The 19,241-nt window shown below is 62.0% G+C and carries 22 protein-coding genes; 7 read left to right on the top strand and 15 right to left on the bottom strand.

Translation table 11 applies throughout. The annotated features are described in order from the left end of the window. Window positions 1-108: 108 nt before the first annotated feature. The 6 genes from ACIPZG_RS02800 to ACIPZG_RS02775 all read right to left on the bottom strand — a co-directional run bounded on the left by ACIPZG_RS02800 (window position 109) and on the right by ACIPZG_RS02775 (window position 5,706). The gene (locus ACIPZG_RS02800) at window positions 109-915 is read right to left on the bottom strand and encodes an N-acyl homoserine lactonase family protein (RefSeq protein ID WP_400641568.1); all 807 of its coding nucleotides are present in this window, start codon (window positions 913-915) and stop codon (window positions 109-111) included. A 162-nt stretch (window positions 916-1,077) separates the two neighbouring features. Then, window positions 1,078-2,226, bottom strand: a complete 1,149-nt coding sequence (locus ACIPZG_RS02795; protein ID WP_400710864.1) for an iron-containing alcohol dehydrogenase — start codon at window positions 2,224-2,226, stop codon at window positions 1,078-1,080. A gap of 164 nt (window positions 2,227-2,390) precedes the next feature. Further along, the gene (locus ACIPZG_RS02790; RefSeq protein ID WP_400709966.1) at window positions 2,391-3,761 is read right to left on the bottom strand and encodes a sigma-54 interaction domain-containing protein; all 1,371 of its coding nucleotides are present in this window, start codon (window positions 3,759-3,761) and stop codon (window positions 2,391-2,393) included. Between the two features lie 127 nt (window positions 3,762-3,888). Then, on the bottom strand, window positions 3,889-4,410 hold the full coding sequence (locus tag ACIPZG_RS02785; protein WP_400709963.1) for a DUF2937 family protein: 522 nt from the start codon (window positions 4,408-4,410) through the stop codon (window positions 3,889-3,891). 9 nt (window positions 4,411-4,419) lie between these two features. Then, the gene (locus tag ACIPZG_RS02780) at window positions 4,420-5,193 is read right to left on the bottom strand and encodes a class II glutamine amidotransferase (protein WP_400709960.1); all 774 of its coding nucleotides are present in this window, start codon (window positions 5,191-5,193) and stop codon (window positions 4,420-4,422) included. Between the two features lie 15 nt (window positions 5,194-5,208). Further along, on the bottom strand, window positions 5,209-5,706 hold the full coding sequence (locus tag ACIPZG_RS02775; protein ID WP_008093454.1) for a hypothetical protein: 498 nt from the start codon (window positions 5,704-5,706) through the stop codon (window positions 5,209-5,211). A gap of 82 nt (window positions 5,707-5,788) precedes the next feature. On the opposite strand from ACIPZG_RS02775, the gene ACIPZG_RS02770 reads away from it, so the two are divergent. Further along, window positions 5,789-7,831 (top strand): S9 family peptidase, encoded by a 2,043-nt coding sequence (locus tag ACIPZG_RS02770; protein ID WP_400709957.1) that lies wholly within the window; start codon window positions 5,789-5,791, stop codon window positions 7,829-7,831. Window positions 7,832-7,894: 63 nt separating this feature from the next. Here ACIPZG_RS02770 and ACIPZG_RS02765 read toward each other — a convergent pair whose 3' ends face one another. Further along, a complete protein-coding gene (locus ACIPZG_RS02765; RefSeq protein ID WP_400709954.1) occupies window positions 7,895-8,173 on the bottom strand; it encodes a hypothetical protein in 279 nt (92 codons plus the stop codon). A 132-nt stretch (window positions 8,174-8,305) separates the two neighbouring features. Here ACIPZG_RS02765 and ACIPZG_RS02760 point away from each other — a divergent pair, with 132 nt between their 5' ends. From ACIPZG_RS02760 to ACIPZG_RS02750, 3 genes are all read left to right on the top strand, one after another. Continuing rightward, complete coding sequence (locus ACIPZG_RS02760) at window positions 8,306-8,677, top strand: YajD family HNH nuclease (RefSeq protein ID WP_008095668.1); 372 nt, start codon at window positions 8,306-8,308, stop codon at window positions 8,675-8,677. 97 nt (window positions 8,678-8,774) lie between these two features. Beyond that, entirely contained in the window at window positions 8,775-9,245 is a 471-nt protein-coding gene (locus ACIPZG_RS02755) for an RNA methyltransferase (RefSeq protein ID WP_400641554.1), read from the top strand. Window positions 9,246-9,430: 185 nt separating this feature from the next. Beyond that, window positions 9,431-9,754 (top strand): DUF2892 domain-containing protein, encoded by a 324-nt coding sequence (locus ACIPZG_RS02750; RefSeq protein WP_400709951.1) that lies wholly within the window; start codon window positions 9,431-9,433, stop codon window positions 9,752-9,754. 39 nt (window positions 9,755-9,793) lie between these two features. Here the strand turns inward: ACIPZG_RS02750 and ACIPZG_RS02745 are convergent, their stop codons facing one another. Next, entirely contained in the window at window positions 9,794-11,002 is a 1,209-nt protein-coding gene (locus tag ACIPZG_RS02745) for a hypothetical protein (RefSeq protein WP_400709948.1), read from the bottom strand. 42 nt (window positions 11,003-11,044) lie between these two features. Beyond that, complete coding sequence (locus ACIPZG_RS02740; RefSeq protein ID WP_400641548.1) at window positions 11,045-11,494, bottom strand: YcgN family cysteine cluster protein; 450 nt, start codon at window positions 11,492-11,494, stop codon at window positions 11,045-11,047. Between the two features lie 145 nt (window positions 11,495-11,639). Here ACIPZG_RS02740 and ACIPZG_RS02735 point away from each other — a divergent pair, with 145 nt between their 5' ends. Continuing rightward, entirely contained in the window at window positions 11,640-12,233 is a 594-nt protein-coding gene (locus ACIPZG_RS02735; RefSeq protein WP_400709945.1) for a nitroreductase family protein, read from the top strand. A 115-nt stretch (window positions 12,234-12,348) separates the two neighbouring features. On the opposite strand, the gene ACIPZG_RS02730 is transcribed toward ACIPZG_RS02735, so the two are convergent. The 5 genes from ACIPZG_RS02730 to ACIPZG_RS02710 all read right to left on the bottom strand — a co-directional run bounded on the left by ACIPZG_RS02730 (window position 12,349) and on the right by ACIPZG_RS02710 (window position 16,975). Beyond that, a complete protein-coding gene (locus tag ACIPZG_RS02730; RefSeq protein ID WP_400709942.1) occupies window positions 12,349-13,281 on the bottom strand; it encodes a D-2-hydroxyacid dehydrogenase in 933 nt (310 codons plus the stop codon). 2 nt (window positions 13,282-13,283) lie between these two features. Next, window positions 13,284-13,577 (bottom strand): YcgL domain-containing protein, encoded by a 294-nt coding sequence (locus ACIPZG_RS02725; protein ID WP_400641545.1) that lies wholly within the window; start codon window positions 13,575-13,577, stop codon window positions 13,284-13,286. After that, window positions 13,574-14,707, bottom strand: a complete 1,134-nt coding sequence (gene rnd, locus ACIPZG_RS02720) for a ribonuclease D (RefSeq protein ID WP_400709939.1) — start codon at window positions 14,705-14,707, stop codon at window positions 13,574-13,576. The genes ACIPZG_RS02725 and rnd overlap by 4 nt, the downstream gene beginning before the upstream one ends. 102 nt (window positions 14,708-14,809) lie before the next feature. Continuing rightward, entirely contained in the window at window positions 14,810-16,447 is a 1,638-nt protein-coding gene (locus ACIPZG_RS02715) for a phosphoethanolamine transferase (protein ID WP_400709936.1), read from the bottom strand. Window positions 16,448-16,609: 162 nt separating this feature from the next. Further along, window positions 16,610-16,975, bottom strand: coding sequence for a 5-carboxymethyl-2-hydroxymuconate Delta-isomerase (locus tag ACIPZG_RS02710; protein WP_400709933.1), 366 nt, complete (start codon window positions 16,973-16,975; stop codon window positions 16,610-16,612). A 114-nt stretch (window positions 16,976-17,089) separates the two neighbouring features. Here ACIPZG_RS02710 and ACIPZG_RS02705 point away from each other — a divergent pair, with 114 nt between their 5' ends. Then, window positions 17,090-17,326 (top strand): YdcH family protein, encoded by a 237-nt coding sequence (locus ACIPZG_RS02705; protein ID WP_400641538.1) that lies wholly within the window; start codon window positions 17,090-17,092, stop codon window positions 17,324-17,326. Window positions 17,327-17,448: 122 nt separating this feature from the next. Here the strand turns inward: ACIPZG_RS02705 and ACIPZG_RS02700 are convergent, their stop codons facing one another. After that, on the bottom strand, window positions 17,449-18,633 hold the full coding sequence (locus ACIPZG_RS02700; RefSeq protein WP_400709930.1) for a trans-sulfuration enzyme family protein: 1,185 nt from the start codon (window positions 18,631-18,633) through the stop codon (window positions 17,449-17,451). A 125-nt stretch (window positions 18,634-18,758) separates the two neighbouring features. Between ACIPZG_RS02700 and ACIPZG_RS02695 the strand changes: the two genes are divergently transcribed. Beyond that, the gene (locus tag ACIPZG_RS02695) at window positions 18,759-19,220 is read left to right on the top strand and encodes an Lrp/AsnC family transcriptional regulator (RefSeq protein WP_400709927.1); all 462 of its coding nucleotides are present in this window, start codon (window positions 18,759-18,761) and stop codon (window positions 19,218-19,220) included. The last annotated feature ends 21 nt before the right edge of the window (window positions 19,221-19,241 follow it).

Here is a 19,241-nt window from a genome sequence, read left to right as displayed (position 1 = left end):
TACGTTAAACATTTGGCATGCCCTGCCATAAAACAGGACTTATCTACTTCGCTTGAAAAATCAAGCTCTTCACGTGCGAGACACCCTCACGATGCATCACAAATTCCCTTATAAACTCGCGAGCGTTTCCAAACCCACTCTGCGAATTGAACCATCCGTGAGCAGCTTTGACTGTTCGGGATCATGCCCGTACAGTACAAATGCGCCTTTAGATTGAAGCCGCTTAAACAAGTTAAAATTGTTAATCATTCCCTGAGCATCATTCACCACCATGGCATCGGGAAGCGTCATTTTTTCAAGAGAGGCCTTCAAGTAGCAAGCATCTGCGGTAATGATGACATCTTTACCCTCTACGTTGACTTTAAGCGATTGGTGCCCGGGCGTGTGTCCATAACTAGGAATCAGCACAACCGAACCATCACCAAACAGATCATGTTCGCCATCAATCTCAAGGCGCTCATGACCTAAATCATAATGGCGAGGTGAATAGATTTCTTTTTCGATGTTTTCTTCATTTTTTGCAGCCTCCCACTCACGCTTTTGGATCACCAACCGCGCATTAGGAATGCAAGCATTGCCACCACAATGATCAAAATGCAGATGAGAATTAATGATGAAGTTTATTTTCAGGGGGTCGACACCAAAAGCCTCCAACCGTTTAGCGACATCTTCACCAGGCACAAAGTTGACCGTCGTGAGATCAGCAAAAACCCCGAGTGATTTTTTTACCACCGCCGGATCTTCCGATTGCAAAGGCAACTCCAGCCCCGTATCAAACAACACCGTACCTTTCGGATGTTCGATCAAATAGCATGGCACAGGAATGGCCAGATCCCCTGTTTCACCTGCCATGAAAAACCCATAAGGCATGGTAATCCAGCCACATGTCATTGCATATAATTTAACGTCTTCCATAGCAATAGCCCTTTAAACCATGACGGTAAGATTTCAGACACCGAGACCTTTCAGTACGGCTCTGCCACACCACACTAAATATTTAACGACTAAGCCTCAAAGACTGAACTCATTAAATAGCACTCTAACAAATTGACGCTCAAAACAAAAACCAACTCCCCATTACCAGGCAGATCGATAGATCGCCTCGATATCTGCGGCCGTGAGCTTGCGGGGATTATTGCGCATCAAGCGGTCAATGTTGCTGGCCTCCTCGGCCATGGGTGCCAAAGCGTCCTCTGGAACGTTGAAAGCGCGAAGGCCGGCAGGAATGTCTACGGCAGCGCACAGTTCAGCCATCGCATCGACACTAGCGTCTGCAGCCTGGCTATCGCTCAAGCCCACGACATTCACGCCCATTGCCTGTGCGACGTCGCGAAGACGCTCCGCACAGGCAAGCTTGTTCCAGCGCATTACATAGGGCAGCAGCAAAGCGTTGCTGACGCCGTGTGCTATTTTGAAGCGCCCGCCGAGCGGATAGGCCAGCGCATGTACTGCCCCCACGCCTGCGTTTCCAAATGCCATGCCACCCATCAGACTCGCCGTCGCCATGTCTTCGCGAGCAACAAGATCATCCGGGTTGGCATACGCTTTGGGCAAAGCCCGAGCTATCACCTTGATCGCTCCAAGCGCAATGGCATCGGTAATCGGCGAGCGATTGATCGAAAGGTACGCTTCGATCGCATGCACGAGCGCGTCGACACCGCTGGCAGCGGTCACGCTGCGAGGACAAGTGAGCGTCATGACCGGACTCACGAGAGCCACATCAGGCAGCAGGTAGTCGCTCACGATGCCTTTCTTGAGCTGTGCCTGTTTGTCGGAGAAGATCGCCACGTTAGTGACCTCCGAACCTGTGCCCGCTGTAGTAGGAATGGCGATCAGCGGGGGGCCTTTGCGGCGTACTTGATCGACGCCGAACAGCTCGGCCAACGCGCCATCGTGACCGGCGAAGGCGGCGACACCTTTGGCGATGTCGATAGCACTTCCTCCCCCCAGCCCAATGAGCCCGTCATGGCCACCCTCGCGAAAGGCACGAGTACAGTCTTCGACCAAACTGATTTCAGGCTCTGGTTGAACCTGGTCATAGAGACCATAGCGGCGGCCACCCAGGTGGGCCAAAGCGAGGTCAACGGTGCCCGACTTGACCAGGATCGCATCGGTCACGATTAAAGGATTATCAACCTTCAGCCGGGTCAATTCAGCGTCCAGCTGATCAACCGCGCTGGGGCCGGTCAGGAGTTTATTGGCGATTTGAAAGGCAGCAACACTCATCGACTCATCCTCATTTTTTTTATTGAGATGAACGAAGAGATAACAAAACATGTGCCAATTTCTTGGAAGGCCCGTGTTTGCTGGGTTTTGCCTCGCTATGGCTAGCCTGCGACACGAACTGGCGATCACGATTTCAATCGGAAAAACGGCTGCCGATCAGAAACCTAATCAGATCTCTCCCAGCGTTTCATCTTCTGAACGACGGTAGCCTGGCTGACACCCAGCGCTTTGGCTGCCAGCCGCGTGGTCTTGTGGACGCGCATTGCTGAAAGGATTGCGCTGCGCTCTGCGTTTTCCAGAACTTTGCGCAGCGGCAGGCGGTTTTGATCCAAGCGATCATCATGAAGGTTGAGGATTTCCTCAGGGAGATCCAACGCCTCGATCGTGTCACTTTCGCAGATGACGACCAAACGCTCGACCAAATTGATCAGCTCACGGATATTTCCAGGCCATGCGTACTCACAGAGCAGATCGAGGGTTTCCAGCCCCCACATCATCTTGCGCCCATAGCGTTCGTTGAAGTGCCCCAGGTAATGCTCCAACAGCGTGGGGATCTCTCCGGCGCGCTCACGAAGCGCGGGAATGTGGATGGGCACCACGTTCAGTCGATAGTACAGGTCAGCACGGAACAACCCCTGCTCGACTCTCTGTCGCAAGTCATGGTGGGTGGCACTTATGATTCGGATATCTACTTCGCGTAGTTCAAGCCCACCCACCGGAATGAACCGCTTCTCCTCGATAACTTTCAGAAGCTTGACCTGAAGCGACAACGGCAGATCGCCAATTTCGTCAAGGAACAACGTCCCGTGGTTCGCCAGCTCCAGGAGCCCTCGCTTCCCTTTGGCCGCTGCGCCAGTGAACGCCCCTGGCGCGTAGCCAAACAATTCCGCCTCGATCAGGTTTTCTGGCATTGCTCCGCAGTTGAGCGGTATGAAAGGCTCGTTGGCCCGAGCGCTGGCATTGTGAATGTACTGAGCGACGAGACTTTTGCCGACACCGGTTTCACCTAGCAGCAGCACCTTCACGTCACTGCCTGCTACACGTCGTGCCTGCGCGAAAAGCGAACCTGTTTGCGCCAGGTCAAAGACCAGCGAAGACTGAGCCAGTTTTTCATATTCACCCGCATGCAACTGCGCAGTGCTCTGACGCAGCTTCTTGAGCCCAGCAAGCTCATCCCTTTCATGCTTCATGCGCAGAAGCTCGGTCATGTCCCGTACGGCGCTGACAACGTAACTGATGCGGCGATTTTCAAAGATAGGCGTTGCGCTCACCAACAGCTTCTTGCCGTTACCGAGGCTCTGCATAACGGAAACCGGAGCGCCTTGCTGGAGTACGCGTAAGGATGCGGATTGCGAAACGACACCGTCGCGTACCAGGTCGTGCATGCTGCGACCGATGAGCTGTTCGCTCTGCAGTCCGGTAAGACGCTCGTACGCGCTGTTTACCTTAACGGTAATCCCTGCACCATCCGTGATGTAAACGCCGTCGTGCAGTGCGTTCAGAATCGTATCGAAGGTTTGATCAGTGAAGTTCACAGCAACGCTCTGAGCTAGCAAAAACGTCAGTGTAAGACGTTTGCTGACGCAGTGGCCTTAATCTTTCAGAGAGAACGGCAAGTGCGAAGTCTCGTGAATCGCCGTTGGTTTCCCGGGCCATCATGAATCAACGCCAGCTCTCCTTGACCGCCTTGCGCCGCCCACCCAAAAGCACCCAGCCAATCCCCAGCAACAGGCTCTCGACCACGAACGCCAGCACAAACCCTGCCCCAACGCCCCAGCCTATCGCCTCGGGTACCAGCAGAATCTGATAGCTGTACCCCTTGAGCGTCTCTTCGCGCAACTGCGGATCCGGCTGCACCAGCACATGCCAGGTCGTCGTCAACCACGACCCCTGCAGCACCTGCCACTCGTTCTCCAGCAACTGGTTGCGGATCAACAGGCTCTCGATACTGTTGGCATCGCTGTTGAACACTGGGTCGTCACTGCTGCGGTAATGGCGCACCAACGCCTGCAGGTCGCCCTTGAAGAAACGCTCGGCGGTCTGCTTGAAACCATCGAGCGCCTGGCGTGATTCGAACAGGTGCGCCTCGACCCGTTGGCTGTAGTCCTTGACCAGCCCCGGGACCTGGATACCGGCCAGCAGGCCGAAGGTGAACAGCAGCAACCGCAAGTAACTTCTGAACATTCAGCGTCCTTAGCTCTGGCCGTGCGAAACGCACTCCCCGTGCCGCCACAGGCCCCATTGGCCGGGCTCGTAGCGCCGCCAGGTCTCGTTCTCGGTCAAGGCCTCGGTGGCGATCACCGTCACCACGTCGTTGGGCGTGGTCTCGGTGTGAAAATCGACGATCAGGTCGACATCTTTCAATCGCGCAGCACCAAACGGGGCGCGGCGGGTGATGTGGACCAGCTTGGTCGAGCAGAAGCAGAACAACCAGTCGCCGTCGCTGAGCAGGCAGTTGAACACGCCCTTGCCGCGATACTCGGCACAGGCTTCGACCAGCACAGGGAGCAGCTGTTCCACTTCCACAGGCTCCGGAAAGGCCGCGCGAATGCGGTTGAGCAGGTCGCAGAAGGCCGCTTCGCTGTCGGTATCGCCCACGGGGCGGTAGAACGTTGCCTCGCCCTTGAAGTCGCCGAGCTGGCCGTTGTGCGCGAAGCACCAGTTGCGGCCCCACATTTCACGGACGAACGGGTGGGTGTTGGACAGGCACACCCGGCCGACGTTGGCCTGGCGGATGTGGCCGATGACCACTTCGCTCTTGATCGGGTAGCGTTGCACCAGATTGGCCACTTCCGACTCGCTGCTCGCCGCCGGGTCCTGGAACAGGCGCAGGCCGCGGCCTTCGTAGAAGCCGATGCCCCAACCGTCACGGTGCGGGCCGGTGCGGCCGCCGCGCTGCATCAGGCCGGTGAAGCTGAAGACGATATCGGTAGGGACGTTGGCGCTCATGCCCAGCAGTTCGCACATGTTCGCTGTCTCCGCTTACAAACGGGGCTCGACCCGACCACCGCCGGATGGCGCTGCAGGCGGCAGGTCATCGCGGTAACGGTCGCGGCGTTCGGCGGCCAGTGGCGCGCCGGCGTCGAGCCGGGCGTCCTCGGCGGCCTGGCGCTGGGCAGCGGCCTCGGCCTGTTCGCGGCGCTCGCGGGCACGTTTTTCCAAGGGCCAGCGCAGCAGCACGAACAGCGCATACAGCGCAAAGGCGATCATGCCGTACATGGCAAAGTCGGAAACCGCTCGCCAGGCGTTGTTGCCTACCTTGAAGGCAAGGTCCAGGGTGGTGATGGCGATGGCCGGGGCAACCGCATCCTTGGCCGGGTCGACCACGGTCGGGGTCAGCAGCAGGACCGCCAGGATCACCCGCAGCGGCTCACGCAGCCAACGCCACATCCAGCCAGTGATTTTGAAACCCACCCACAGGCAGCCCAGGGCGGCCACCGCGTAGAGGCCCCAGGCGAGGGTATAGTCGTTCTCGGTCATGGTGATCGTGCAAGCCAGGCAAAGAGACGCCTATGATAAACACTTTTCCGGGCGCAGGCGCCCCCCAGCCAAGAGAACACCGATGCCCAACGCGCTTCAGCCCCCTATCGCCCGCCAGGACCAGGGCGCCGATCCCTACGCCTGGCTGCAACAGCGCGACACGCCCGAAGTACTCGACTACCTGCAGGCGGAAAACGCCTACCAGGAGGCCTGCCTGGCCGACCAGGCGCCCCTGCGCGAGCAGTTGTTCGAGGAAATCAAGGGTCGCATCCTCGAAACCGACCTGTCGTTGCCCTCGCCTTGGGGCCCGTACCTGTACTACACGCGCACCACGGCAGGCGACGAGTACCCGCGCCACTACCGCTGCCCGCGCCCGGCGGATGATTCCAATACCGTGGACGAGCAGCAGGAACAGCTGCTGCTCGACCCCAACGCCCTGGCAGGCGGTGGCTTCCTGGCCCTGGGTGCCTTCAGTGTCAGCCCCGACCACCGCTTGCTGGCCTACAGCCTCGACACCAGCGGCGACGAAATCTACACCCTGTACGTCAAGGACCTGGCCAGCGGCAGCCTGACCACCCTGCCCTTCGACGACTGCGACGGCAGCCTGACCTGGGCCAACGACAACCAGACGCTGTTCTTCGCCGAACTGGACGACACCCACCGCCCTTGGCGCCTGCGCCGCTACACCTTGGGCGAGGATGACGCGCAGAACGTGTTCGAAGAGCCCGATGGCCGGTTCTTCCTGCACTGCTATCGCACAAGCTCCGAACAACAGCTGGTACTGCTGCTCAACAGCAAGACCACCAGCGAAGCCTGGGTGCTCGATGCCCTCACCCCGCAGGCCGCCTTCACCTGCCTGGCGCCACGGGTGGAAGGCCACGAATACTTCCCCGACCACGGCCAGCTCGACGGCCAGTGGCGCTGGTTCATCCGCACCAACCAGGACGGCATCAACTTCGCCCTGTATCAGGCCCCGGTCGAGCAGGTACCGACCCGCGCGCAGTGGCAGCTGCTGGTGGCACACCGCGACGACATCATGCTCGAAGGCCTCAGCCTGAATGCCAGTGCCCTGACCTTGAGCCTGCGCGAAGGCGGCCTGCCGATCATCGAGGTTCGCCCGCAAGGCCTTGCCAGCTACCGAGTGGAACTGCCTGACGCGGCCTACAGCCTATACGTGCAGGACAGCCTGGAATTCGTCAGCCGCCGCGTGCGCCTGCGCTATGAAGCGCTCAACCGCCCCGCGCAGGTCCGCCAGCTGGAACTGGCCACGGGCGCCCAGGTGGTGCTCAAGCAGACTCCGGTGCTGGGCGAATTCGATGCCGACGACTACGTCAGCGAGCGCCTGTGGGCCACCGCCGCCGATGGCACCCAGGTGCCGATCAGCCTGGTCCGTCGCAAGCAAGACCAAGGCAAGACCGTGCCGCTCTACCTGTACGGTTACGGCGCCTACGGCGAGAGCCTCGACCCGTGGTTCTCCCATGCCCGCCTGAGCCTGCTGCAACGCGGCGTGGGCTTTGCCATCGCCCATGTGCGCGGCGGCGGCGAGCTGGGCGAAGCCTGGTACCGCGCCGGCAAGCAGGAACACAAGCACAACAGCTTCAGCGACTTCATCGCCTGCGCCGAACACCTGATCGCCCAGGGCGTGACGTCGTCCGATCGCCTGGCCATCAGCGGCGGCAGCGCCGGTGGCCTGTTGATGGGGGCGGTGCTCAACCAGCGCCCTGAGCTGTTCCGCTGCGCCATTGCCGAAGTACCGTTCGTCGATGTGCTCAACACCATGCTCGACCCCGAGTTGCCGCTGACCGTCACCGAGTACGACGAATGGGGCAACCCCGAGGAGCCCGAGGTGTACGAGCGGATCAAGGCCTACGCGCCCTACGAGAACGTCAGCGCCCAGGCCTACCCGGCCATGCTGGTGGTCGCCGGCTACAACGACAGCCGCGTGCAGTACTGGGAAGCGGCCAAGTGGGTGGCACGCCTGCGCACGCGCAAGACCGACGACAACCTGCTGCTGCTCAAGACTGAGATGGGCGCCGGGCACGGTGGCATGAGCGGGCGCTACCAAGGGCTGCGGGATGTGGCGCTGGAATATGCGTTCGTCTTCAATGAGCTGGGCGTGGCGTAAGACGCGCGCTTGATCGCGGGCCCTATCGCCGGCAAGCCGGCGATAGGGCCCGCAACCGTTCCGCTAGTCCTCCTCCACCACCGGTTTCGCCGGTTCCTGCCGCAACCCGGGCAGCGGCTGGTCCTTCGGCGGCCCCGGCACCGGCATCGGCGGCAACAGCGGCGCACCTGGTTTGTTGTCATAGGCCTTGGGCGGCGTACTCGGGGTGATTTGCGGGTACGGCGTGGGCGTCGGCGTGCCGGGCGCACCGGGCACGGGGGTATTCAAGCGTGGTGGCGTGCTCGCCGCCTCGGCCAGGGGCATGGCGGCGACAAGCAACGCGGCGAGGATCGCATGAAACATCAGCAACCTCCTGTCGGGAACCTTCCTACAGGCTACGCCGTTATTGGCGTTTTTGCCTGTCCGCTTGCCCTGCAAGCGCGCTAGACTCATTGGTGTAACCGTCACATGCCTGATCAGAACAAAGGAAACACCATGAGTTCGGCTTCCACTTCCGCCGCCACCGCCCGCCTCGACCGCATCCTCGCCGACGCCAAGCGCGACAAGGAGATGGGCTACCGCGACAAGGCCCTGAAGATGTACCCGCACGTCTGCGGCCGCTGCGCCCGCGAGTTCGCCGGCAAGCGCCTGAGCGAGCTGACCGTGCACCACCGTGACCACAACCACGACAACAACCCGCAGGACGGTTCCAACTGGGAGCTCCTGTGCCTGTACTGCCACGACAACGAGCACTCGCGCTACACCGACCAGCAGTACTTCAGCGAAGGCTCCCTGAGCACGCCGAGCATCGCCAAGGCCACGCACAACCCGTTCGCCGCGCTGGCGGGGATGCTCAAGAAGGACTGACCGTCGATACTTCCCATCGATGCTTCCCATCGATACGGCCCCCGCTGCTGCCGGCAAGCCCGTATAATCGCGCTTTTTTTGCGAAAGGCCCCGGCACGTGGCAAACAAACGGTACAGCTGCATCGGCCTGTTCAACCCCAAGTCTGCGGAGAACGTCGGTTCGGTGATGCGCGCAGCGGGTTGCTACGGCGTCAACTCGGTGTTCTACACCGGCAAGCGCTATGAACGCGCGCGCGATTTCGTCACCGATACCAAGCGGGTGCATTACGACATTCCGCTGATTGGTATCGACGACCTGCAGCGCATCATTCCCCTGGGCTGCACACCGGTAGCCGTTGAGCTGGTTGACGGCGCCCGGCCGTTGCCCGAGTACACCCACCCGGACCGCGCCATCTACATCTTCGGGCCGGAAGACGGCAGCTTGAGTGCCGATGTGCGGGCGTGGTGCGAAGAGACCATCTACATTCCGACCGAGGGTTGCATGAACCTGGCGGCGACGGTGAATGTGGTGCTGTATGACCGGTTGGCCAAGGGCTTGAATACCCGGTCTGGGCCGAAGTTCAAGTAAAAAGCCGCCATTGTGGTGTCAGCACTGGCCTCATCGCCGGCAAGCCGGCTCCCACAGGGTCAGGCCAATGCGCGATACCCCAAAAGCAAGCCTTCGAGGGCTGATGCACGACCGCCCGGCATGCCGAGTGAACGGCGCCCGCCGGCCACGGGTCAGCTGCTTACACATCACAGGGAGGCTTGGCCATGCTTGATATCCATTCTGCTTCGGGGGCTTCGGCGCACAACGTGCGGGGGCTGGAACGGGTCGGTTCACTGGCCGGAGGGGCGCTGATGTTCAGCAAGGGGCTGCGCCATGGTGGGCTGGTCGGGCTGCTGCAGATGGTGGTGGGCGGCCTGGCGGTGGCGCGTGGGGTCAGCGGGCATTGTTCGACCAAGGCCTGGTGGCAGCAGCATCGCCAGGAATATCACCGCTTGCGTTCGGACATCGAGCGCAGTGCGGTGGAGCTGGAGGCGCTGCAGCGCAGTGCCCGGGCGGCTACCCGAGGGGTGACGGTGATCGGTGAGTGAAGGGTTGCCGGCGATAGGGCCAGTGCGGACTCTGGATACTTACTGCAGTGCCTTGCTCTGCAACACCTCGGAGCGGCGCCCCAGCACGTTCTCGCTGATCTGCACGAACTCCTCGGTGCTGACACTCGGCAGGCGCATCAGCGCACGGGTCACATCATCCAGCGAGCGCTTGGCCTGGGTATGGATGCGGATTTCCTTGTCCAGCGCCTGTAACAGTTGCACCCCTCGCGCCACCTGCGCCGGGCTGGCCTTGGCGGCGCGCAACTGGGTGACCTTGGCGCCCTGCTTCTGCAGCCGTGCCTGCCACACCTGATAACGGTCATCGCTTATCCCGCCAGCGCGGCGCAACAGTTCATTGGCGTAGTAATCGGTCAGGCTCTGGCCCAGCCAGTCACTGTTGTCGCGCACCCGAATCTGCGCGAAAAGTTGCACCAGCTCGCGCAACAGGGGGCTGCTGCCGTTCTCGCTGACCATCGGCCGACCACTGTGCAGGTACAGCGAACCGTGCGCCGCCATCGCCCCGCGCCACATGCCATCGCGCGCGCCGACCAGCAGCAGCTTCGGCGGGTTGCGCGGGAACATCGCCTGCAACTGCGGCCAGACGAACGTCAGCAACGTCAGGTTGTCCATCCGCCGCATGCCCTGCCCCACCGGTGCGGCCACGGTCACGTCGGTTTCACCCAGCCGTGCGCGGCGGCTGCCAAGGTCGCCGGCGAGCATCCAGCCGGTTGGGCGATCGAACAGGCGTGACACGTTATCGATGCGAAACTTGTCCTTGCCAATGCGCGGCCAGGCCGTTTCGATACTCTGCCAGCCCTCGGGCAGGTCGACCGACAACCGGGCCACCAGTTCGGTGCCGTCCTGCTGGTCGAGGCGCGCGGGCGGGACCAGCTGATCGCCCTGGAACAGCGCCCAGTGCGGCGTGATGCGGGAGGTATAGGCGCCGCTGCGCTGCTTCTGGTCCAGCTTCACCCGGTAGCTGAGGCTGGTCTTGCCCGCTGCCGGGTGCCAGACACCCCGCTCGCCCTGCTGCTGCCACTGGCCGTCAGCCTGGAAACCGCTGTAGGCATTCGCCTTGCCAAGGTCGAAGTCCAGGCTGCGCACCGCGCTGCCTTCACCCAGCGTCAGGCGCACTTCGGCCTGGCCACTGGCGGGCAACAGGCGCACCTGGTAGTCGAGGTCGACTTTCTTCGCCCAGGCCGGCGAACAGGCTACAACGCCCAGTAACAGCAACAGCTGGCAACGCATACAGAAACTCCTTGTTCCCCAGAGGCGACGGGCCAGACCTGCTCAGCTGGCGCGGAAGATCAGGTGCTCTTCCCAGTCGTCTTCATCCACATCATGCTCACTGAGCATACGCCCCGACTGGGAAATGCGCTGTTCATGGACCTGCTTGCGGTCACCGCAGACCAGCGGGTGCCAGGCCGGTAGATCCTTGCCCTCGCTGACCAGCCGATAACCGCAGGTGCTCGGCAACCACTTGAACTGGTCGGCCTTGCCTGGGGTCAGCTGGATGCAATCGGGCACGTGGGCGAAGCGGTTGGGGTAGTCGCTGCACTGGCAAGTGTCGAGGTCCAGCAGCTTGCAGGCGATACGCGTGTAGTAGACGCTGTTGTCGTCTTCATCCTCGAGTTTTTGCAGGCAGCACAGGCCACAGCCGTCGCACAGCGACTCCCATTCCTGCGGGTCGAGTTGTTCGAGGGTCTTGCGCCGCCAGAACGGCGCGCTGTCAGCGATCATCACACGGGTTTCCTGCATTCATTCCGGCGCCGCGGCGCGCGGCGGCGCCAGTCTAGAGCCTGGCCTTCGGCAACGCCAGACCGCTTGTCAGTGGCGAGTGGACGCAGTAGCGTGCGGAGTTTCCCGTCCCCTTGCAGGAGCAGCCATGAGCGCCACCCCCCGCATCGCCGATTACGCGATCAACGAGCAGTTCATCAACCGTTGGTCGCCACGTGCTTTCACCGCCGAGCCGATCAGCGAAGAGACCCTGTTGAGCTTCCTTGAAGCCGCGCGCTGGGCGCCGTCGGCTTACAATTCGCAGCCGTGGCGCTTCCTCTATGCCCGCCGCGACACGCCGAACTGGGCGCGTTATCTGGAACTGCTGGTGCCGTTCAACCGCAGTTGGGCGCAACAGGCATCGGCGCTGGTGCTGGTGATTTCCAAGACGACCTTTGCAGCGCCAGGCGCCAGCGAAGAGAAACCCGCCCTGTGGCACACCTTCGACACCGGCTCTGCCTGGGGCCATCTGGCGTTGCAGGCGAGCATCAGCGGCTGGCATACCCACGGCATGGCCGGGTTCGACAAGGAACTGGCGCGTACCGAGCTGAAGGTGCCTGAGGGCTATGAGCTGCATGCCATGGTGGCGATCGGCAAGCTGGGCGACAAGGCCAGCCTTGACGAGGCCCTGCAGGCGCGTGAAGTGCCGAGCCCGCGCAAGCCGCTGAGCGAGCTGGCGGCGGAAGGTAATTTCAGCCTGTAAGCCTTATGTTACCTGTACCGGCCCTATCGCCGGCAAGCCGGCTCCCACAGGTACTGCAGTGCCATCTCTGTGGGAGCCGGCTTGCCGGCGATAGGGCCGGTACAGACATAAAGTGCTAGTAGCCCCGGGCGAAATCCACTTCCCCGCGCAGCCCCTGCCCCGCCGCATAAGCCCGCAGATTCTCGACGAACAACCGCACCATCGCCGCCGGCGAAGTAGGCGCCGAGCTGTGCCCGGTCAGCAACAACCCCCACGCCGTCCAGAACGGATGCCGCTGCGGCAATGGTTCCTGCCGGCAGACATCGATCACCGCGCCCGCCAGGTGCCCTTCCTTCAACGCCTCGACCAGGTCGGCATCGACCACTGCCGCGCCACGCCCGGCATTGATGAACAGGGCGGTGGGCAGAAACTGCTGGAACAGCGCCGCATCGTACAGGTCATGGGTGGCCGGCGTATCCGGCAGCAGGTTGAGGACATAGTCCACCTGCCCGACCAGGCGCGGCAGCTCCGAAAGCCCCGCCACCTCGACGAACGGCGCCTGGCTGCGCGCACTGCTCGCCACACCGTACAAGATTACGCCAAACGGCACGAGGAATTCGGCCACGCGCTGGCCGATGTCACCAGTGCCGACGATCAGTACCTTGCGCCCCTCCAGCGTGCGCCCGGGGCGGTCGTCCCAGCGCCGCTCGACCTGGCTGACCAGGCGCGAAAGCACCTCGCGCTCGTGGCCCAGCATGTAGGTGAGCATGTACTCGGCCATCACCTGGCCAAAGATGCCCACTGCGCGGCTGAGACGGTAATCACGCGGCAGGCCCTCGCCCAGCAACGGCGTGATGCCTGCCCAGGTCGACTGCATCCAGGCCGGCTTGTGGCCCTGACGCAGCAGGCTTGCCAGCAGGTCTGGCCGGCCCAGCCACACCGGGCATTGCGCAGCCTGCCCGGCCAGCTCGGCGGAGTCGCCGCTGGTCAGGATTTCCAGGTCTGGGGCCGCTTCGGCGAGCAACTGGGCGTAATGGTCGTGGCTGTGTTCAGCGATCAGAACGCGCATGGTCAGACAGGGTCGTTACGGCGCAGCAACTCTTCGGGCAGGTGCTCGATGTACTCATCGTCCGGCGGCGGCATCTGCAGGTGGTAGCCCTGGTTGTCGAGGTTCTCCAGCACCTTGGCGATGTCCTCGCGGGCCAGTTTGCGCTCGGGGCTCAACACCAGGTCGAAGGCGTGCTTGGGGGTACCGAAGAACGGCAGCAAGCCCTCGGGCACGCGCTCCAGGCCGTCGGCCTTGAGCACGTAGAGGTACATTTCGTTCTTGCGGGGGCTCTTGTAGATCGAGCAGATGCGTTTCATCGGGTTTCTCCGGCGCCTGACAGGTCGTCCAGCAGGGCCTGGCCCATCCGCTCACGGCGCCAGCCGCGCAGCGAATCGGGCAGTTGATAGGGGCCATCGGGGTAGCCGCTCTTGAGCAGCGCTTCCAGGGTTTTCTTGCGCAGCATCAGCTCTGGGGCGATGCCCAGTCGCTCGCCTTCGGCCTGGCCGATGGCGCGCAGGCGCTTGAGGATGCCAGAGGCTTCGATCGGCAGCGGCTCGGGCAACGCCGATGGCCATTGCTCAGGCGGCAGGCTGGCGGCGCGCTTGATCAGCTCGATCAGGTGGGCACCGTCCTGGCGAATGGTGCGCGGGTGCATTTCCTCGATCTTGGCCAGCGCCGACAGATTGTCCGGCTGCATCTTGGCCATGGGCCACAGCGAGTGTTCCTTGAGGATGCGGTTGCGTGGCACATCACGGCTGCGGGCCTCGCGCTCGCGCCAGGCGCACAGCTCGCGCAGCACGGCCAACTGCTGGCGGCTCAGCTTCCAGGCCAGCTTGACATCGCGGTACAGGGTCTCTGGCTCGACTTCGCGGCGCAGCGCTGCGACCAGTTCGGCGCCGTCCTCCAGCACCCAGGCGTATTTGTCGTCGGACAGCCGTGGTTGCAGGGCCGAGAACAGCTCGGCCAGGTGCACGGCATCCTCGGCGGCGTAGCTGACCTGAGTATCCGACAGCGGCCGCTGCAGCCAGTCGGAGCGGGTCTCGCCCTTGGGCAGCTCGATGGCCAGCACCTCCTGGACCAGACGCGAATAGCCCATGGAGAAGCCCAGGTTCAGGTAACCGGCCGCCAATTGTGTGTCGAACAGCGGCTGCGGCAGCTTGCCGGTCAGGCGCAACAGCACCTCGAGGTCTTCGCTGCAGGCATGCAGAACCTTGACCACGCCACTGTCGTCGAGCAGATCGGCCAGCGGTTGCCAGTCATTGATCAGCAGCGGATCGATAAGGAAAGCGCACTGGCCGTCGCCGATCTGGATCAGGCCGGCTTTGGGGTAAAAGGTGTCGACCCGCATGAATTCGGTGTCCACTGCCACGAAGGGCAGTTCACGCCACTTGCGGCAGCCTTCGGCCAGGGTCTGGTCGTCACGGATCCAGTGTATTTCGATGGCCACGAGGCTCTCCCACTAACATTGGCGCGCAGTATATACGGCGCGGGCGCTGTGGGTGAAACCTGGCGACCACCGCGCCTTCGATGGACTGTTGGCAGGAAGGGTTCAGCGCTTGGCGGCCAGCCAAGGGCGGCAGCTGGCGAACATGTCCAGCGACTGCTGGTAGACCTCGGTGCGCACCTGCAACAGGCCGAGCATCGAGTGGAACAGGTTGTCCTGCGACAGCGGCGCACTGCTGAGCTTGGACAGGCAGTCGGTGTCCAGGCCGAAGTCTGCTTTGTAGCTGTCGGAGAACCAGGTCAGCAGCGGCACGTGCTTCTGCTGCTCCGGGGCGATGGTGTAAGGGGTGCCGTGGAGGAACAGGTTGTACTCGCCCAGCGACTCACCGTGGTCGGACAGGTAGATCATCGCCGTGTCGACCTTGTCCTGCTTGCTGCGCAGGGTGTCGATCAGCGACGACAGCACCTTGTCGGTATAGGCCAGGGTGTTGTCGTAGCCGTTGATGATCTCCTGCTCGCTGCACTGGTTCAGGGCATTGCTCTGGCACACCGGGGTGAAGCGTTCGCCAGCGCTGGGGTAGCGCTTGAAGTACTCGGGCCCGTGGCTGCCCATCTGGTGCAGCACCAGCACGGTGTCCTTGTCGAGGTTGTCGATCAGCTCGCCCAGGCCCTGCAGGAGGATTTCGTCATGGCATTCATTGTTGGCGCACAGTGCCGGATCTTTCAGGTTGCTGACGTCGATGAACTGCACGCGGTCGCAGGTGCCCTTGCAGCCGGATTGGTTGTCGCGCCACTGCACCGCCAGACCGGCGCGCTGGAGGATGTCGAGCAGGCCCTCACGGTTCTTCGCCACGCGGGCGTCGTAATCCTTGCGCGGCATGCCCGAGAACATGCAAGGCACCGACACGGCTGTTTCAGTGCCGCAGGAATGCACATCGGAGAACGCCAGCAGGCCCTGCTGCTTGGCCAGGTTCGGCGTGGTATCACGCTCATAGCCCAGGACGCCGAAATGATCAGCCCGCGCACTTTCACCCACCACCAGCACCGTCAGCGACTTGCGTTCATGATGCTGCCAGGCAGTATCGCGCTTGGCATCTTCGCCGTAGTTCTGGAAAGGCCGGGCAGCCGTGCCGACGCGCTCGTTGACATAACCGATAGAGGCACCAACGATGTTGCTCGGGGTGAGCATCAGGCGCAGTTCGTGGTGATTGCGAAACAGCGACGACAGGCCTTGATAGTTGACCAGCGCTACCGAGCCCAGAGCGACGACACAGGCACCGCTGACCACCAGTTTGCCGAGCAATTCCCGGTGCCAGGCGCGGTAGGCGATCGGCGCTTTCCACAGCAGAACCGACGGCAACACCCCAAGAAACAAGATATAGGCGGCAAACTTCAAAGACAGCAAGTCACGCACTTCCGTCATATTGGTCTCGGCCATGTTGCGGAACATGCCGGCATCAATAAGCACGCCATATTGGTTCATGAAGTAAGCGACGCCCGCGCCACTCATGAACAACACGACCAACAAGGGTTTCAGCACATAACGAAACGCGAACAGGGTCAATATCAAGTTGAACGCGAACAGCATCAGCGTGGCGTACGCCAAGCTCAGCCACAGCCCAGGCAAACCGGCGGGCACCATCTGTTGCAGGTGCTCCCAGAGAAATATGTTGAAGCCGATAAGCAGGTACAGGCTGGCCAGCAGCGTGACCCATTCAGTCCGCAGGGATTTCATGTTGAGCATGGTGTTCGCATTCAAGAGTTGTTATCAACCCGCCGGATGACGGCACCGCGGGAAAGTGTGCGAACTCTAGAAAGCGCACCATCAATATTTTGTGAAAAAGACGCCAACAAATCCGTGAAACAGCGCCTTTGGGCAATTAAATAAACTTCACTCAGTTGCCATTCAGCCTGGCAGGCGAAGCTTTGCATAAGGCTCGCGGTCGATATCGAGCACTTCCACGCACAGCTGAAGGTCCACGCCGGGCTGCTCCGGGATGGCTTCACGCAGCACCTCCAGCAGGCTGTGGGACAGTTGTTGCTTGACCTCGGACGAGCGCCCGCTGAGGATCGCCAGGCGCACGTGGGCGAACGCCCGCTCACCTGGCGCAATGCCCACCCGGTACTGCTGGAAAGCCTGGGCACGGCTCTTGATATCCGCCTCGTCGGCGAACTGGCCGCTGCCGACCAAGGTGTGGTTCAAGCGCAGCAGCAGCACGTCGACATTCAGTGCCGGCAGGTTGTCGCTGTATTCCAGGTTCAGGTGCGGCATGGCGCGGGTTCCAGGCGTGGGGGGATGCGACAGCCTACCCCAGTCCCCTACCTGCGCAAAGGCGGCTATCCTCAAAGGTCAGGACTCAACGACAACCCTGACAGAGGTGAAGAAATGCCAGTTCCGCATGATCTGCTCGCTGACTTGCACGTTACCGCTGACGCATTCCAGGCACTGATAGACAAGGACCAGGACCTTCACAAGCTGCACAAGGAATACAACGCCAAGGACAAAGAGGTGGTGGCCGCCGAAGGCAATGGCACCAACGACGAAACCGTCACTCGCCTGCGCAGGGAGCGCCTGCTGATCAAGGACAAGATCGAACGGATCATTCATCCGCCGAAGTCCTGATGGATTTCTGCTGAATCAACCGGCCCTATCGCCGGCAAGCCGGGTCCCACAGGACAGCGCAAACCTCAAGGGTTGTGATATCCCTGTGGGAGCTGGCTTGCCAGCGATAGGGCCAGCAGCCATCACACCCCAGCCGAAGCCTTCAACGCCCCATCCAGATCCTCGATCAGATCCCGATAGTCCTCGATCCCCACCGACAGCCGCAGCAGGTTCTCGCCGATCCCCATCGCCCCTTTCTGCTCCGGGCTCAAGGAATTGTGCGACATGCTCCAGGAGTGGTTGATCATGCTCTCCACCCCGCCCAGCGAGTCGGCCAGGACAAAGATCCGCAAAGCCTCCACCAGGCGGTTGAGCGCCGCCCGGTCAGCACCCTTGACCTTCATCGCCACCACCGCCCCGCCCGCGCGCATCTGACGCTTGCACAGCTCATGCTGCGGGTGGCTTTCCAGCCCCGGGTAATAGACCTGCTCCACCTGCGGGTGGCCTTCGAGGAAGCGCGCCACCTGCAGCGCGTTGGCGCACTGGCGCTCCATGCGCACGTCGAGGGTCTTCAACCCGCGCAGCGCCAGGTAGCAGTCGAACGGGCCCTGGATCGCGCCGACGGCCATGCTGATCTTGCGCAGGCGCGCCAGCAGCGCGTCGTTGGCCGCCACCACCACGCCGCCGGTCAGGTCGGAGTGGCCGCCGATGTACTTGCTGGCCGAGTGCATCACCAGGTCCACGCCGAGGGTGATCGGGCGCTGGTTCCACGGCGAGCAGAAGGTGTTGTCGATGCAGGTGAGGATGCCACGCGCCCGCGCCAGGTCGCAGACGGCCTTGATATCGACCAGGTGCAGCAACGGGTTGGTCGGCGACTCGATCCAGATCAGTTGGGTCTCGGGCCTGATCGCTGCGGCCACGGCCTCCAGGTCGTTGAGGTCGACGTAGGTGGTGGTCAGGCCCGAGGTGCGGCCACGGTAGTCTTCGAGGATGCGGAAGGTGCCGCCATACACACCGTTCATCACCACCACGTGGGCATCCTTGGGCAGCAGCTCGAGCACGGTGGCCGTGGCGTTTACCCCGGAGGCGCAAGCGACCGCGCCAACGCCTTCTTCGAGCGCTGCGACACAGGTTTCGTAGGCATGCCGGGTGGGGTTGCCGACACGGCTGTAAGCGTACTCGGGGTTATCGTCCAGGCTGCGCTTGATGTAGGAGCTGGCGGTGTAGATCGGCGGAAAGATCGCATTGTCAGCGACGCTGGACTGCTCGCCGGCGTGAATGGCTAGGGTGGCGAAATTGCGCGGCTTGTCGGACATGGTCAGGCCCATTGGCAGTGAGGGTAAGGCTGCAACTATCGCACAACCAGGGACCGCGACAACGCCCACACCGGCAGGAAATTTTTCTAATGCTGCGGTAGGCTGGGGAATATTTTTCTTACCGGTTCCCGATCGATATGGACAGCTTCGACCAGCACATCCTTACCCTGCTCCAGCGCGATGCCTCGGTCTCGCTCAAGGACCTGGCCGAAGCCGTCAACCTGTCGACCACGCCGTGCTGGAAACGGGTCAAGCGCCTGGAAGAAGACGGCTACATCGTTGGCCGCGTCGCCCTGCTCGACCCCGAGCGCCTCGGGCTGGGGCTGACGGTGTTCGTCCAGCTCAAGACCCAGCGCCACGACAGCGCCTGGCTGGAGCAGTTCGCCACGACGGTGACGGGGTTCGAAGAGGTGATGGAGGTGTATCGCATGTCCGGGGACTGGGACTACATGCTGCGGGTGGTGGTGGGGGATATTGCCGCGTATGACCGGTTCTACAAGAAGCTGATCACCAGTACCGATGGGCTTTCCAACATCACCTCCAGTTTTGCCATGGAGCAGATGAAGTACACCACGGCCTATCCGGTGCATAGAACCTGATGGGGGCTGGCTGTGCCGGCC

It is taken from the genome of Pseudomonas sp. NPDC089395, assembly GCF_044749525.1.
In the GTDB taxonomy this organism is placed as follows: domain Bacteria; phylum Pseudomonadota; class Gammaproteobacteria; order Pseudomonadales; family Pseudomonadaceae; genus Aquipseudomonas.
The sequence above is the reverse complement of the archived record's forward strand: the minus strand, read 5'-3'. Positions and strand labels throughout refer to the sequence as shown.

Excerpts from the sequence above, each read along its gene's own strand:
- ACIPZG_RS02800 (WP_400641568.1), bottom strand. The coding sequence starts at position 915 with ATGGAAGACGTTAAATTATATGCAATGACATGTGGCTGGATTACCATG.
- ACIPZG_RS02795 (WP_400710864.1), bottom strand. The coding sequence starts at position 2,226 with ATGAGTGTTGCTGCCTTTCAAATCGCCAATAAACTCCTGACCGGCCCC.
- ACIPZG_RS02785 (WP_400709963.1), bottom strand. The coding sequence starts at position 4,410 with ATGTTCAGAAGTTACTTGCGGTTGCTGCTGTTCACCTTCGGCCTGCTG.
- ACIPZG_RS02780 (WP_400709960.1), bottom strand. The coding sequence starts at position 5,193 with ATGTGCGAACTGCTGGGCATGAGCGCCAACGTCCCTACCGATATCGTC.
- ACIPZG_RS02775 (WP_008093454.1), bottom strand. The coding sequence starts at position 5,706 with ATGACCGAGAACGACTATACCCTCGCCTGGGGCCTCTACGCGGTGGCC.
- ACIPZG_RS02770 (WP_400709957.1), top strand. The coding sequence starts at position 5,789 with ATGCCCAACGCGCTTCAGCCCCCTATCGCCCGCCAGGACCAGGGCGCC.
- ACIPZG_RS02765 (WP_400709954.1), bottom strand. The coding sequence starts at position 8,173 with ATGTTTCATGCGATCCTCGCCGCGTTGCTTGTCGCCGCCATGCCCCTG.
- ACIPZG_RS02760 (WP_008095668.1), top strand. The coding sequence starts at position 8,306 with ATGAGTTCGGCTTCCACTTCCGCCGCCACCGCCCGCCTCGACCGCATC.
- ACIPZG_RS02750 (WP_400709951.1), top strand. The coding sequence starts at position 9,431 with ATGCTTGATATCCATTCTGCTTCGGGGGCTTCGGCGCACAACGTGCGG.
- ACIPZG_RS02745 (WP_400709948.1), bottom strand. The coding sequence starts at position 11,002 with ATGCGTTGCCAGCTGTTGCTGTTACTGGGCGTTGTAGCCTGTTCGCCG.
- ACIPZG_RS02740 (WP_400641548.1), bottom strand. The coding sequence starts at position 11,494 with ATGATCGCTGACAGCGCGCCGTTCTGGCGGCGCAAGACCCTCGAACAA.
- ACIPZG_RS02735 (WP_400709945.1), top strand. The coding sequence starts at position 11,640 with ATGAGCGCCACCCCCCGCATCGCCGATTACGCGATCAACGAGCAGTTC.
- ACIPZG_RS02730 (WP_400709942.1), bottom strand. The coding sequence starts at position 13,281 with ATGCGCGTTCTGATCGCTGAACACAGCCACGACCATTACGCCCAGTTG.
- ACIPZG_RS02725 (WP_400641545.1), bottom strand. The coding sequence starts at position 13,577 with ATGAAACGCATCTGCTCGATCTACAAGAGCCCCCGCAAGAACGAAATG.
- ACIPZG_RS02715 (WP_400709936.1), bottom strand. The coding sequence starts at position 16,447 with ATGCTCAACATGAAATCCCTGCGGACTGAATGGGTCACGCTGCTGGCC.
- ACIPZG_RS02710 (WP_400709933.1), bottom strand. The coding sequence starts at position 16,975 with ATGCCGCACCTGAACCTGGAATACAGCGACAACCTGCCGGCACTGAAT.
- ACIPZG_RS02705 (WP_400641538.1), top strand. The coding sequence starts at position 17,090 with ATGCCAGTTCCGCATGATCTGCTCGCTGACTTGCACGTTACCGCTGAC.
- ACIPZG_RS02700 (WP_400709930.1), bottom strand. The coding sequence starts at position 18,633 with ATGGGCCTGACCATGTCCGACAAGCCGCGCAATTTCGCCACCCTAGCC.
- ACIPZG_RS02695 (WP_400709927.1), top strand. The coding sequence starts at position 18,759 with ATGGACAGCTTCGACCAGCACATCCTTACCCTGCTCCAGCGCGATGCC.